This is a genomic window from Streptomyces sp. NPDC018000 (assembly GCF_044328025.1).
Taxonomy (GTDB): Bacteria; Actinomycetota; Actinomycetes; order Streptomycetales; family Streptomycetaceae; genus Streptomyces.
This window is the reverse complement of the sequence record NZ_JBIRGM010000004.1, coordinates 388742-402504: the sequence shown is the minus strand read 5'-3', so window position 1 is coordinate 402504 and position 13763 is coordinate 388742. Positions and strand designations below refer to the sequence as shown.

The following is a 13763-nucleotide window of genomic DNA, read 5'->3' as shown; positions in this document are numbered from 1 at the left end:
AGGGTGAGAAGGCCGAGGCGGCAGGTCTGCCGGCCCCGGCAAGGAAACTGTACTCATTGATCAATTGCAGACAGTTTGTTCAATAACGTGTGGGGTGTCAAGAGTCTCTAGACTGGGCGCGCATGCAGAGCGCTGATCGAGGAGGGGTCCATGGCCGAGGACAGACGGACGAGGCGGTCGCGCGGCGCCCTGCGGGCGGCCCTGGTCGAGCTGGTCCTGGAGCGGGGCTTCACCGCGTTGACCGTGGAGGACATCACCGAGCGCGCGGACGTGGCGCGAGCCACCTTCTACGCCCATTTCCGTGACAAGGAGGACCTGTTCGCCCGTGTGACGGCCGACCTCCTGGACGGGCTCGCCGAGCGGCTGGCCCCCGCGGTCGCCGACAGCGCGATCGGCTTCACGGGCAAGCCGGTCCTGGAGATGCTGCGGCACGCGCGTGAGGAGCGCGACCTGTACCGGATCGTGCTGCGGGGCGAGGGCGACGGCAAGCCGCTGCAGATGTTCGTGGACGCCTGCGCGAAGGCGACGGCGGAGGAGTTCCGTGCCCGCGCGGAGCGCAACGCGGTCCAGCCGCGCATCGACCCCGATCTGCTTGCCCGGGTGTGGGTGGGCGAGCAGATCGCCGTGCTGCGGTGGTGGGCCGAGCAGGAATCCCCGTCCCTGCCCGCCGAGGAGGTCGTGCGGATGCTGCTCGATCTGGCGCTGCACGGGCGGTACTGGGCCAGCGGCTTCGAGCCGTCGGCCTGAACGGACGGGCGGTGAACGCCCCCGGCCTGCCCTGCCGGCCGACGATCTCATGACGTGGGATCGACCGTGACGGTCAGGCCCAACCGTCGGGCGTCGCGCTCCGGCCGGATGGCCGTCAGGGCCGTGAGCCCGCAGACCGTCATCACGCCTGCGGACAGGACGAAGGCTTGGGTGTACCCGGCGCTCTGGGAAGCGGCGGTGTCCAGTAGATACCCGGTCAGATACGGGGCGAGCAGCCCGGGCAGGGTCCCCGTCGCGGCGACGATGCCGAATACCGCCCCGCGCTGGTGCGGGGGCGCGACGGCGGAGGCGGTCATGTAGTGCAGGGGGAAGACAATGACGTGGCCGCCGAACGCCAGGGCGAGCAGGACGAGCCGGGTCCCGCCACCGGCGAACGGGAAGGCGGCCATGGCCAGGGCCGCGACGGTCACGGCGATGCCCTGCGGGGCGCCGCTCGACCACCGGCGCGAGAGGCCGCGCCGGTGCAGCAGGTCGAGGACCGGGGGTACGGAGAGCAGTAGGACGAGGCTGAAGGCGGAGACGGCGCTGATGAGCGTGGCCGCCGTGCCGGGTGTCATGTCGAGCTGTGTGCGCAGGTAGACGGGCAGCCAGGCGTGGCTCAACGCCATCGCCCAGGAGGCGCCGAACGCTCCGGCGATGCTCCCGAGCGCCGTGCCGTTCAGGAGCAGGCGCCGGTAGGGCAGCCTGTCCGTACGAACGGTCGCGCCCGGAGTGCCGGCGGGGGTGTGCGCTCCCGTGCCCGGCGCATGCTCATGGCCGTACGGGCCGTCGTGCCCCACTCCCCACCACACCAGGCTCCACACCAGGCTCGCCGTCGCGAGCACCGCGAACGCGGACCGCCATCCGAAGTCGGTGATCAGCCACGTCAGGACCGGCGCCGCGATGAGCATGCCCAGCGCGGCACCGCTGATCTGCAGAGCCGAGGGCAGGCCGCGCCGGTCTGCCGGGAACCACTTGTACAGGGCGTGCATCGACATCGACGCCGCGGGCCCCTCCGCCGCCCCGAGCAGCATCCGCCCCGCCACCAGCGCAGGCACCGACGCCACGAACAGCACCGGCAGCTGAGCCACCGCCCACAGGGCGGCCATCGCGAAGAGCAGAACCCTGCTGGAAACCCTCGCCGAGACGAAGCCGACGATCAGCCCGGACAGGCTGAACAGCAGCGCGAACGAACTGGAGATCAACCCGTACGCGCTGTTGCTGATGCCCAGCTCGTCCATGACCGGCACGGCCGCGAGTCCGAGCACGGCTTTGTCCGCGTAGTTGATGAGCATGAACGTCACGATCATCGCGGCGATCAGCCAGGCCCGCCGCCGGTCGAATACCGGCCTCGGTGGCACTCCGGCGCTCTCACGGGGCGGAACGGACGAAGACGGTTCGGCCATGGGGTACTCCTGCGGCTCGGAGGGGAAGGGCGCGGAGACGGTACGAACGCGCCGATCCGGCGGGCAGTCGACGGCTCACGCGGGAACGCGCATGGCAGGCGTACGGCGACCGACGTCGATCGAGGCCTGTCGCCTGCTGCTGAACAGGTTGTACGTTAACGGTGTACTTGTTCAAGACCTTTGCCGTAACGGAGTGACCTGTGACCGACATGCCCCGACTGGGAGATCTCTCGTGGACCCGTGGCTACACGGACCCCTCCTGGATCCGCCTCTTCACGTCCGCGGGCCGCGAGCTCACACCCAGCCGCCGCGTGTGGCGCGGCCCGGAGCCCGCCCGAGCTCTGCCCGGCGAGCCCGCCGGCCTCGATACGGTCGCCATCGACCTCGGCGGCACCACGATCAAGCTGCCGGACCTGTTCACCGCGGCCCAGACGGACGCGTTCCTCGTGATGCACCGCGGCTGCGTCGTCCACGAGACGTACCGGCACGGCACCGAAGCGCACACCCCGCACTTCAACGCCTCGGCTGCCAAGTCCTACATCGGCCTGATGGCGGCGACGCTGGCGCACCAAGGACTTCTGGACCGCTCGGCCCGGGCATCCGCCCACATCCCCGAACTCGCCGGTACGGCCTTCGGCGACGCCACGATCGAGGACCTGCTCCACATGGGCACCCAGGTCAGCTACGCGGGACGGCCCTTCGACAAGGCGATCGAGGCCCAGCGGTACTTCGCCGTCATCGCCCCGCAGTTGCGGCCGTTCGGCTACAACGGCCCCACCACCATCCGCGAACACCTGCTGACCGCCCGCGCCACCGGAAAGCTGGGAACCGGGTTCCGCTACGAGAACGGCAACGTCGAGACGCTGGCCGAAGTGCTGCGCCGGATCACGGGCCTCACCACCTCGGCGTTGCTCAGCGAACTCATCTGGTCGAAGATCGGCGCCGAGGAGGACGCCTACTACATCCTCGACAGCGACGGTGTCGAGGCGGCGTGCGGCGGCTTCAGCGCCACGGCGCGCGACGTCGCCCGCCTCGGCGAGATGCTGCGCTGCGGCGGGGCGGTCGGCAGCAGGCAGGTCCTGCCCGAGGAAGTGGCCACGACGATCACCAGTGGCGTCCCCGACGGCTATCCCCGGCGCGTACGGTTCCCCGCCGCACCCCCCGACTCGCCGGCCACGCTCTCGTACCACGACCTGTGGTGGATTCCGAACGACCCCTACGGCTCCTACCTGGCCAGCGGCATCCACGGCCAGCGGCTCCTCGTCTCCCCCGGCCTCGACCTCGTCGCCGTCCACTTCGGCTCCCAGGTCATCTCCCCGGACGTGCCGGTCGCCCCGCTCGTCCAGGCGTTCCTGCGGATCGGGGCCCACCTCGCCGCCGCACGCTGACCGGCATTCGGTGAACCTTCTGTGAATCACGGCGTGACGACCGGGGTAATGCCCGATTTCCGCCGCTCCGGCCCCGTGCGGCCGTCGCACTTCTCAGAGAACTCCCAGGATCTCTCCGGGGGTGATCAGGGTGGGCTGACACCGTCGGTGCCGCGCCGACGTGACGGCTCCGCTCCTCGACTGCCTCTTCCCCGGGCAGGGCAACGGGGCGAGCGCTCGTCGGCCTTCCGATAGTCCTCGACCTGACGTGGAGCCTTTGCTGTGGCCACATTCCTTTCCAGGCTGGGCCGGTTCTCCTTCCGGAGGCGCTGGCTGGTCGCGATGCTGTGGGTGGTACTGCTCGTGGGGACGGGGGTGCTGGCCGGGCGGGCTCCCGCAGCCCCGCCGAACGACTTTTCGATGCCGGGGACGGAGGCGCAGCAGGCGTACGACCTGCTGAACGAGCGTTTCCCGGAGCTGAAGGCCGACGGCGCGACGGCCCGGGTGGTGTTCCGCGCGGAGGACGGCAAGGTCACCGGCCCCGAGGCGAAGAAGGCGATCGGGGAGACCGTCCGAGCGCTCGGCGACAATCCGCAGGTCGCCCGGGTCACCGACCCGTACGCGACCCGATCGGTGAGCAAGGACGGCACCACCGCCTACGCACAGGTCTCCTACAAGGTGCCCACGTCGAAACTTGAGGAGAGCTCGCGCACCGCGCTCCAGGACACGGTCGAGCAGGCACGCTCGCAGGAGCTGACCGTGGAGGTCGGCGGCAACGCCGTCAACGAGGTGCCCACCGGGGGGCATTCCTCGGAGGCCATGGGACTGGCCGTGGCCGCCGTGGTACTCGTCCTCACCTTCGGCTCGCTCCTCGCGGCCGGTCTTCCGCTGCTCACCGCCATCCTCGGAGTGGGCATCGGCGGCCTTGCGATCCGGGTGCTGGCCGAGCCGCTCGGCCTCGGTTCGACGACGACGGGCCTGGCCGTCATGATCGGCCTTGCCGTCGGCATCGACTACGCCCTGTTCGTGGTCTCCCGCTACCGCGCCGAACTCGCCCGTGACCGCAGCGGCGAGGAGGTGGCCGGGCACGCGGTGGGCACCGCGGGATCGGCGGTGGTGTTCGCCGGTCTGACCGTGGTCATCGCCCTCGCGGGACTGAGCGTGGTGGGCATCCCGATCCTGACGCAGATGGGCCTCGCCGCGGCCGGCACGGTCGTCATCGCGGTGCTCATCGCCATCACGCTGATCCCCGCGCTGCTCGGGATCTGCGGCCGACGGATCGGTCCGGCGCGGCCGCGGCGCCGTGGCAAGGACGACAGGCCGAGGCCGGCCATGGGCGTGCGCTGGGCCCGGTTCGCCGTCAAGCGGCCGATCGCCGTCCTTCTGGCCGGGGTGGCCCTGCTCGGCGTGACCGCCGTGCCGGCGGCGTCGCTGGAGATGGGGCTGCCGGGCGACGAGAGCAAGCCCGCCTCGACGACGCAGCGCCGGGCGTACGACCTGGTCGCTGAGGGCTTCGGCCCGGGTTCCAACGGCCCGCTGACCGTGGTCGTCACGGCCGCTGACGGCAGCGGCAGCGCCCAGGCGGCTGCCGAGGGCATCGCCGAAGAGGTCCGCGGCAGGAAGGACGTTGCCGCGGTCGCCCAGCCGAGGCTGAGCGAGTCCGGTGACACCGCCGTACTCAACGTCGTGCCGGCCACCGCGCCGGCAAGCACCGAGACGGCCGACCTCGTGCACGCGCTGCGCGATCCGGAGCTCGCGAGCGGAAGCGATGCCCGCGTCCTGGTCGCCGGAACGACGGCGATGAATGTCGACGTCTCGCAGAAACTGTCCGACGCCCTGATCCCGTACCTGGCACTCGTGGTCGGTCTGGCGTTCCTGCTGCTCATCGCCGTCTTCCGCTCCCTCCTCGTCCCGCTCAAGGCGGCCCTGGGCTTCCTCCTTTCCGTACTGGCCGGCCTCGGCGCGGTGGTCGCGGTGTTCCAGTGGGGCTGGCTCGCGTCCCTCTTCGGGGTCGCGGAACCCGGACCCGTGATGTCGATGATGCCGATCTTCATGGTCGGCGTGGTCTTCGGCCTCGCCATGGACTACGAGGTGTTCCTGGTCACCAGGATGCGCGAAGGGTACGTGCACGGGCAGACGCCGTCCGATGCCGTGATCAGCGGTTTCGAGCACAGCGCGCGGGTGGTGACCGCCGCCGCCGTGATCATGATCTCGGTGTTCGGCTCGTTCATGGGCAGCGACGAACAGATGCTCAAGACCATCGGCTTCGGACTCGCGGCCGCCGTCCTCTTCGACGCCTTCGTCGTTCGCATGGCGCTCGTACCCGCCGTTCTCGCCCTCCTCGGCAGGCACGCCTGGCACCTGCCCCGATGGCTGGACCGACTCGTGCCCGACCTGGATGTCGAGGGCGAGCGGCTCGGACGTGACGCGGGCGATCCCACCGCGATCGCCGTCGAAGCGTCGCCCGGCGGCGAACCGGACCTGGTCATGGAAACCGCGGGAAGCGGCAGCGGCAGCTGAGCCCCCTCCCATTACGGCCTGGGGCCGATAGGGAGCGGGCTCGCGCCGCCCTGCGACTCCGCTTGCCGCGTTGTCGTCGGTCGTCGATGCGCCTTCCCCGAGCTCTCGGCTTCGCTCGACCAGGGGAGACCCCATCCGACTCTCTCCTCCGCCTTGCAATCGAAGCCGCATGACGACGCTCCCTGATCCACTCCCTATCGCCCCCAGGCCGTTACCGGGGCCCGTGCGCCTCGATCCCGCGTCCGCGTCCACGGGGCGGCGGCCCACTCCCGCCGCCCCGTACTCCACCCCGAAACCCCGTAAACACAGGAGCCTGCCCGATGTCCTCCGCCCCACCGCCCTCCGTTCCACCCGGCTCGCCCTGGCGCCACGCCCTCGAAGGAGCACTCTCCGTCGCGACCGCCGTCATGGCGATGACCGCCGCCGCATGGGCGGCACTCACCGTCCTCGGCGCCGGCGCGATCGCACCGGTGAACCGCCTCGTGCCGACGCTGGTCAGCATGGCCTTCGGCGGCGGCCTCACCGTGGCGTCGGCTCCCTCCGCCGAGCCCGCCGAGCCCGCCGGTGACGGCGGCCTCGGCGGCGGCCTCGGTGGTCTGCTCGGGGGGATGGGCGGCGGTGGCGGCATGAGCCTCGGCCTGACCGGTGAGGCGGCGATGACGCCGCTGATGCTGACGTTCCTGGGCACGGCCCTCCTGGCGATCGTCTTCTTCCGGCCCCTGGGCAGGCGGCAGCGGCCCACCCCGGCGCTGCTGTGGGCCCGGTGCGGCGGCGCGCTGCTGACCACGGCGGTGGTCCTGCCGATACTCGCCGGCCTGGCCCAGGGCACGGCCCGGCTGCCGGAGAGCGTGACGGAGAACTTCGGGAAGGGCGCCTCCTCCGGGGCGCTCAGCCGGTTCACCGGGGGCGGCGGGGGAGGGGGCCTCACCAAGGGGCTGTCCTCGGTGACGTTCGAGACGGATGCCGGGGCCACTGTCTTCCTCGGCCTGCTGTGGGTCGCCGCCGTCCTCGCCGTCGGCTGCGTCGCAAGCCGCCGTACGACACTGCCGCGCCCCCTCGCCCTGGGCCGGCTGCGACTGAAGTGGAACGCGGTCACGTCCACGCTGACCGGGATCGCGGCCGTGCTGTGCTGCTCAACCCTCGCCGTCGCGCTCCTCGCCGGGGCCGCGGCCCTGACCGGCCGGGAACAGGCGGCCAAGGCGGCCGGCATACTGCTGCTCCTCGGGCCCAACCTGATCGCCGTACTGCTTACTGCCGGCCTCGGCACCTCCTGGGAGGCGGGGATGCAGCGCCTGCAGTCCGACGGCGGCGGGATGCTCGGCATGCTCGGCGGCGCAGCCCAGGGCGACGCGGCGGGTACGGACAAGTCCCTCGACCTCGGAAGCTGGTCGGGCGCCGGCGTGCCACTGTGGCTCATCGGAATGCTCGTCATGCTGCTTCTTCTGGTGATCGCCGGGTACGTGGCCTCCGCCCGCACCCCGGCCCGCACCCCGCGCGAGGACTCCGAGGCCCTGCTCGACCGTCACACGGAGATCGCCCTGCGCATGGGCGTCGCAGTCGGCCTCTCGGCCCTGCTGCTCCCCCTGCTGACACAGGGGTCGCTGCGGATCGGCATCAGCCTCATGGGCAACGAAATGGGCGGCATGACCGCAGGACTCGACGGAGGCCCGGGACTGTCCGCGCTCACCGGCTTTGCCCTGGCCGCCCTCGCCTCGTACGCTGGCAGCCGCCTGCACAGTCGGCGGGCCCGGCGCTCGGGCCGCGCCCCGCAGCCGCCAGGCATCACGCCCCGACGGTCGGCCACCGCCCGGCCGGCCCCCCGAGTCCCGTCGGACTCGGCGTCGTGAGCGCCATGTGATCTTCTGAGAAGACCCTGTCAGCCCGGCCCAGGCCCCGACCCAGGCCCCAGTCCCCAGTCCGTGAAGGCGGCGATCCACACCATGGCGGCACCCGCCCCTGCACCTTCCCCGCACACCGTGGGTCGCCCCGACCACCACCTGCTCGTCGTCGACGACGAGCCCACCGTCCGGGAACTGCTGCGCACCGCGCTGCGCTACGCCGGATTCGAGGTCGACGCCGCAGCGACCGGCCAGGAGGCCCTGGACCTGGCCGGGCAGCGCACCCCCGATCTCGTCCTGCTCGACGTCATGCTCCCGGACATGGACGGCTTCGAGGTGATCCGCCGCCTGCGGGCCGAGCCGCGCTCACCCCTGCCCGGCCGCGGCGGCGACGTGCCCGTCCTCTTCGTCACCGCACGCGACGATCGCCAGGACCGGCTGCACGGCCTGCGCCTGGGCGGGGACGATTACGTCACCAAACCCTTCGACCTCGAAGAGCTGATCGCCCGCATCCACGCGGTGCTGCGCCGTACCAGGGGCGAGCAGGCGACGCGGATCACGGTCGGAGACCTGGCGATCGAGCCCGAGAGCCACCACGTCACCAGGGCGGGCCGGACCGTGCGGCTGTCCCCGACCGAGTTCCGCCTGCTGCACTTCCTGACGGCCAACGCGGAGCGGACCATGACGAAGGATCAGATCCTGGACCATGTGTGGGAGTACGACTTCGGCGGCGACCCCAGCATCGTCGACACCTACATCAGCTATCTGCGCCGCAAGGTCGACCGGGACGAGCCCAAGCTGATTCACACCGTCCGAGGCGTGGGCTACGTGATCCGCGAACCCCGGCTGTGAAGCGCCCCGCCCTGCGGCTGCCCGGACGCCGACGGCTGCGCCGACTGTCGCTCCGCACCCGTCTGCTCTGTCTGTCCACGACCCTGGTCGCCGTCGGCCTCCTCGGCACGGGCGTGATCGTCACCACGGCCCTGCACGGCTACCTCCAGGACCGGGTCGACGACCGCCTCGTCCTGACCGGGCAGATCGCCGCCCGCCTCGCACCGCCCTCCGGCACCGACACCCCACCGAGCGTGCAGGCCCTCGGCGTCCTCGGCGACACCACCGTGACCTACCTGGACGACGCCGGCGCCACGCGCCGGGCGTTCGACGCGAGCACCGCGCCTCCGGGCGGTGGCCCCGATCTCCCCGCCCTCGACCGCGGGGGCGTCCTCGCCCACCAGGGCCGCCCCTTCACCGTGCCCGCGAAGGACGGCGACCACAGCTGGCGGGTCGTCGCCCTCACCCAGCCCGCCCAGGTCTTCCCGCCCGATCGGACCGATAACCAGGGCACCGTCCTCGTGGCCACCTCCCTGGACCAGGTCGACCGCACCGTCACCCAGACCCGCAACCTCTCCCTGACCGTGGGCGCCGCCCTGCTCGCGCTCCTCACCGCCGCCGGCTGGTTCGCCGTCCGTTCCGGACTGCGCCCCCTCACCCGGATCGAGGAGACCGCCACCGCCATCACCGCCGGCGACTACTCCCACCGCGTCCCCGAACTGGCAGCCCCCCGCACCGAAGTGGGCCGCCTGACCGCCTGCCTCAACCAGATGCTCAGCCAGATCGACACCGCCTTCCAGGCCCGCGCGGAGGCCGAGGCGAGAACCCGGCGCTTCTTCGCCGACGCCAGTCACGAACTCCGCACGCCCCTCGTCGGCATCAAGGGCTACACCGACCTCTACCGCATGGGCGCCCTCCCCACCCGCGAGGACGTCGACCAGACCGTGACCCGCATCGCCGCCGAGTCCGAACGCCTCACCCGACTCGTCGAGGAGATGTTCCTCCTTGCCCGCCTCGACGAGGACTCCCACCGCCAGACCGCCGAGGCAGGCCGGGAACCGGCCTTCGCTCTCGACCTCGCCCCCATGGACCTGCGCACCCTGGCCGCCGACGCCCTCCCATGAGACAAGGCGCCAGGAACAGGTGCGACAGGCCCCGGGCCGAGACCGTGCTGACTCACCCAGTGCCGCGACCGGCACTGGGTGAGCTCGCGTACGGTGCCGCGTGCACAGTCCCCGCGTATCGCTGGGCGAAGCCCGGGTCACTGTCAGCGGTGATGGTGATGTCGTACCGCCCGCCGTCCGCAGGCCACCGCAAGGTGACCCGCTCGCGCGGGCCGACCGGTTGAGTGCGCGCCGTGCCGCCGAAGTCGTTCGGGGTGACCGTGAAGCCCACGGCAGCCGTACCGTCGTTGCTCAGCAGCAACTCGACCCACACCTCGTCATCGCTGCTTCCCAGGACCGCCGCCGCCCGAGGAACAGCGGCGTCGATCCGGTTGGCCCCCGCCACCGTCCCCGCGAAGCGGCAGACGAAGCCGTCGGCGCCGTGGACCGTGAAGTCGTAGCGTCCGCCGGTGCGTACCGCGTCCCACACATAGTCGGCGGTGCTGTGCGGCGAGACGGTGAACGGCGTTCCGGCGAACGGCCGCGCGATGTTCGGGAACACCGTGAAGGGGAAGGCCGCCGTTCCCTCGTTGGCAAGAGTGCAGAGGACCTTGCCGGTGGCGCGGTCCACGGCGATGTCGGCCCAAGGGCGGTACGGCAGTGGCCGGCGCGGGCGTGCGCCACCGGGCTCCTGGGTGGGCACGACCTGTGCGCCGGGCGCCGGGGGCTCCACCGCCGGCAGCTCCGACGCCGCATCGGCCTGCTTCACGAGTGCGCGTGTGTCCGGCAGTACGGGGATCGAGAAATCGGGACGGGCGAAGTCGAAGCAGCTCGTGAGGTCACCGCACACGGCTCTGCGCCACTGCGAGATGTTGGGCTCCCGCACGCCGGTGACGAGCTCCAGGAAGCGCAGCACGGAAGTGTGGTCGAAGACCTGGGAGTTGAACCAGCCGCCGCGCGACCACGGCGATATCACCCACAGCGGGACGCGGTTGCCCAGCCCGATCGGTTGCCCGTCCACGAACTCGTCAGGGGTTCCGGCGGGTGGGAACGGCGGCACCACGTGGTCGAAGTAACCGTCGTTCTCGTCGTACATCACGAGGAACACCGTGTGCCGCCACACCTCCGGGTTCGCGAACAGCGACTGGAGAGCGGTGTTCACCCAGTGCGCGCCATGGGCGGGGCTGGCGGTCGGATGCTCGCAGAACAGGTAGGGCGAGACCAGCCAGGACACCGTCGGCAAGATGCCGTCCTTGCAGTGCGCGTCGAACGCCGACAGGTCCCACTTCGTCATCGCGTTGATGTAACGCGGATCGTCCTTGTCGAAGGTGTGGAACTGGCCGAAGTACTCAAGGGCGTTGTCCTCGTAGTTGCCGTAGCGCTCGTCCAGTCCCGGCGTGTGGTAGACGCGCCAGGTGACGTCGGCGGCCGACAAGCGCTCCGCGTACGTGGTCCAGTCGCAGACCGGGCTTTCGGGCAGCGGTGTGTTGTCGATCCACGGGCCGGTCGTGCCGTCGTGGCCCGGGCCGACCGTGCCGGTCCACAGGTAGAGGCGGTTGGGGCTGGTGGGCCCGGCCAGCGAGCAGAAGTACGCGTCGCACAACGTGAAGGCATCGGCCAGCGCGTACTGGTAGGGGATGTCCTCGCGGGTGAGGTAGCCCATGCTCTGCTCACCCTTGGCGGACGTCCAGCGGTTCATCGCGCCGTTGTTGATGGCATCGTGACCGCTCTCCCAGTCGTGCGGCAGGCCGTCCGCGTTCTGCGCGTCGAACTTCGTGGAGTCCATGCGGTAGGGCAGCAGGAACCCGCCGTCGGGCCGGGCCAGGGCGGGCTGGTGGAAGACGCTGTCGCCGTTCGGGAACGTCAGTGCCTGGCGGTCGTCGAACCCGCGCACGCCGTTCAGCGTGCCGAAGTAGTGGTCGAAACTGCGATTCTCCTGCATCAGGATCACGACGTGGCGGATGTCGTCCATGGCGTCAGTTCCTTTCGGGTGATGTAAGACCGGCGAGCAGGGCCAGATCGGCGCGCTCCAGGGAGTCGAGGACCGTACGGCCGGCCGCGGGCCGGATCGGTACGGTGGAGGGCACGGCCAGCACCGCGCATCCGGCTGCCTCGGCCGAGGCGACACCCGTGGGCGTGTCCTCGACGACCACGCACGCGTGCGGTTCGACGCCCAGGGCGGCGGCCGCGGCGAGGTACGGGTCGGGCGCGGGCTTCGTGCGGACGGTGTCCTCGACTGCGAGAGTCAGAGCGAACCGGTCCTCGCCCAGCGCCTTGCTCACCAGGTCGACGACATGGCGCGGCGAAGCGGAGACGATCGCCGCGGGGACGCCGGCCGCGGCCAGTTCGTCCAGCAGACGCAGTACGCCCGGGCGCGGGACGACCTCGCGGGCGACACGGGCGGTGAACGCGGCGTCCAGCTCGGTGGCGAGCGCGTCGAGGCCGGGGGCCGCCGGGCCGCCGGTGCGGTGCAGGTGAGCGGCGGTGTGCGCGGTGGGGCGGCCCAGCACATGCGGCATGTCCGCGTCGGTCAGCGGCCGCCCGATCCTGTCGGCGACCTGTTCCACTGTGGCCCACCACAGCCGTTCGGTGTCGACGAGCGTGCCGTCCATGTCGAACAGGACAGCGGCGGGAAGGCCGGGTGCTGTTATGCGATGGTTCAAGGCGAGTTTCTCCGGTGATGGAGCGAATATCGCGGCGAATAACGCGGCGAACGGGCGGATGTGCGGGCTTCCCGCTTCGGTTGCCGGGCGTCGGGCGGGTCGATCCGGTCCGACGGCGTCGTCCGGTCGAGCGTCGGCGGGAGCCGTCAGCCCCTGTCACCGCCGCCGTTTCCCCGGCGGCGGTCCACGAGCACCGGGCGGTCCGGCAGGCTCAGCTTCACCGCCGCACCGACCGGGAGCGTGGTCGTGGCGTGAGTCGGCACATCGGCCGTCACCTCGCTGCCGTTGGCCAGCCGCACGGTCAGCCGCGTCGTCGCGCCCAGGAACGCCGCCCCCGTGATCTGGGACGTACCCTTCCCGTCCGCGGTGACCTCGACCGCCTCCGGCCTTACCAGTACGTCCACTTCACCCTTTCCACCGGCGTCCTCGGTGGCGCCGGGCAGCGTCCCGTTGACCGGCAGCGTGCGGCCGAACACATCCACGGTCCCGCCGTCCGCTCCGGCCCGGGCCGGGATCCGGCTCATCACGCCGACGAACTCGGCGACGAACGCGGTCGCGGGGCGTTCGTACAGTTCCGCCGGAGGCGCGCACTGCTCCAGTTTTCCGGCACACATCACCGCGACCCGGTCGGCCATGGAGAGGGCCTCCTCCTGATCATGTGTCACGAACAGGGTGGTGATGCCCAGTTGCTGCTGGAGGCGGCGGATCTCCTCGCGGAGCGTCAGGCGCACCTGTGCGTCGAGTGCCGACAGCGGCTCGTCGAGCAGCAGTACGCGTGGCCGCAGCGCCAGAGCCCGTGCCAGGGCGATCCGTTGCTGCTGGCCTCCGGACATCTGATGCGGAAAGCGGCCGGCGTGCTGCGGCAGTCCGACCAGCTCCAGGAGTTCGGCGGCGCGAGCCCGCCGCGTGGCTTTGCCGATGCCGCTCATCCGCAACCCGAAGGCGACATTGTCGATGGCGGTCAGGTGGGGAAAGAGGCTGTAGGACTGGAACACCATGCCCGCGTCGCGGCGGTGCGCGGGGACGCGCGTGATGTCCTCGCCGTCCACGAGCACCGTGCCCGAGTCGGGCCGCTCGAATCCGGCCAGGGTCCGCAGTGCGGTGGTCTTGCCGCAGCCGGACGGGCCGAGCAGCGCCACGAGTTCGCCCGGCTCGACCGTCAGGTCCAGACCGTTCAGCGCCGTCGTGGCGCCGAAGGAACGATGCAGCCCGCGGAACTCGACGGTGGCGCCGGTCCGCGTCCGGCTGATGGTTTCGGGATCGGTCATCAGGTCGGTCATGAGGTCGG

General features: G+C 71.3%; 10 protein-coding genes. 6 read left to right on the top strand and 4 right to left on the bottom strand.

The genetic code is table 11. From position 1 onward, the window contains the following. The first annotated feature begins 150 nt into the window (after positions 1 to 150). Complete coding sequence (locus ACH4EW_RS13475) at positions 151 to 747, top strand: TetR/AcrR family transcriptional regulator (protein ID WP_398255562.1); 597 nt, start codon at positions 151 to 153, stop codon at positions 745 to 747. Between the two features lie 47 nt (positions 748 to 794). Here ACH4EW_RS13475 and ACH4EW_RS13470 read toward each other — a convergent pair whose 3' ends face one another. Then, positions 795 to 2153: an MFS transporter gene (locus ACH4EW_RS13470; RefSeq protein WP_398255560.1), complete on the bottom strand. Its 1359-nt coding sequence runs from the start codon at positions 2151 to 2153 to the stop codon at positions 795 to 797. A 209-nt stretch (positions 2154 to 2362) separates the two neighbouring features. Here ACH4EW_RS13470 and ACH4EW_RS13465 point away from each other — a divergent pair, with 209 nt between their 5' ends. From ACH4EW_RS13465 to ACH4EW_RS13445, 5 genes are all read left to right on the top strand, one after another. Further along, entirely contained in the window at positions 2363 to 3541 is a 1179-nt protein-coding gene (locus ACH4EW_RS13465; RefSeq protein WP_398256048.1) for a serine hydrolase domain-containing protein, read from the top strand. A 261-nt stretch (positions 3542 to 3802) separates the two neighbouring features. Then, complete coding sequence (locus ACH4EW_RS13460) at positions 3803 to 6040, top strand: MMPL family transporter (protein ID WP_398255557.1); 2238 nt, start codon at positions 3803 to 3805, stop codon at positions 6038 to 6040. A 320-nt stretch (positions 6041 to 6360) separates the two neighbouring features. Then, positions 6361 to 7887 carry a streptophobe family protein gene (locus ACH4EW_RS13455; RefSeq protein WP_398255554.1) on the top strand — a complete coding sequence of 509 codons (1527 nt, stop codon included), beginning with the start codon at positions 6361 to 6363 and terminating at the stop codon, positions 7885 to 7887. 93 nt (positions 7888 to 7980) lie between these two features. Next, positions 7981 to 8730 carry a response regulator transcription factor gene (locus ACH4EW_RS13450; protein ID WP_398255551.1) on the top strand — a complete coding sequence of 250 codons (750 nt, stop codon included), beginning with the start codon at positions 7981 to 7983 and terminating at the stop codon, positions 8728 to 8730. Next, positions 8727 to 9833: a histidine kinase dimerization/phospho-acceptor domain-containing protein gene (locus ACH4EW_RS13445; protein WP_398255548.1), complete on the top strand. Its 1107-nt coding sequence runs from the start codon at positions 8727 to 8729 to the stop codon at positions 9831 to 9833. Before ACH4EW_RS13450 ends, ACH4EW_RS13445 begins: the two co-directional genes overlap by 4 nt. Before the next feature lie 52 nt (positions 9834 to 9885). Here ACH4EW_RS13445 and ACH4EW_RS13440 read toward each other — a convergent pair whose 3' ends face one another. The 3 genes from ACH4EW_RS13440 to ACH4EW_RS13430 form a co-directional block, all read right to left on the bottom strand. Continuing rightward, positions 9886 to 11784 (bottom strand): phosphocholine-specific phospholipase C, encoded by a 1899-nt coding sequence (locus tag ACH4EW_RS13440; protein WP_398255545.1) that lies wholly within the window; start codon positions 11782 to 11784, stop codon positions 9886 to 9888. A gap of 4 nt (positions 11785 to 11788) precedes the next feature. Beyond that, positions 11789 to 12475, bottom strand: coding sequence for an HAD family hydrolase (locus ACH4EW_RS13435; RefSeq protein WP_398255543.1), 687 nt, complete (start codon positions 12473 to 12475; stop codon positions 11789 to 11791). A 146-nt stretch (positions 12476 to 12621) separates the two neighbouring features. After that, complete coding sequence (locus ACH4EW_RS13430; protein WP_398256045.1) at positions 12622 to 13755, bottom strand: ABC transporter ATP-binding protein; 1134 nt, start codon at positions 13753 to 13755, stop codon at positions 12622 to 12624. Positions 13756 to 13763 lie beyond the last annotated feature (8 nt).

Coding starts and splice junctions, on each gene's coding strand:
- ACH4EW_RS13475 (WP_398255562.1), top strand. CDS start 151: ATGGCCGAGGACAGACGGACGAGGCGGTCGCGCGGCGCCCTGCGGGCG.
- ACH4EW_RS13470 (WP_398255560.1), bottom strand. CDS start 2,153: ATGGCCGAACCGTCTTCGTCCGTTCCGCCCCGTGAGAGCGCCGGAGTG.
- ACH4EW_RS13465 (WP_398256048.1), top strand. CDS start 2,363: ATGCCCCGACTGGGAGATCTCTCGTGGACCCGTGGCTACACGGACCCC.
- ACH4EW_RS13455 (WP_398255554.1), top strand. CDS start 6,361: ATGTCCTCCGCCCCACCGCCCTCCGTTCCACCCGGCTCGCCCTGGCGC.
- ACH4EW_RS13450 (WP_398255551.1), top strand. CDS start 7,981: ATGGCGGCACCCGCCCCTGCACCTTCCCCGCACACCGTGGGTCGCCCC.
- ACH4EW_RS13440 (WP_398255545.1), bottom strand. CDS start 11,784: ATGGACGACATCCGCCACGTCGTGATCCTGATGCAGGAGAATCGCAGT.
- ACH4EW_RS13430 (WP_398256045.1), bottom strand. CDS start 13,755: ATGACCGACCTGATGACCGATCCCGAAACCATCAGCCGGACGCGGACC.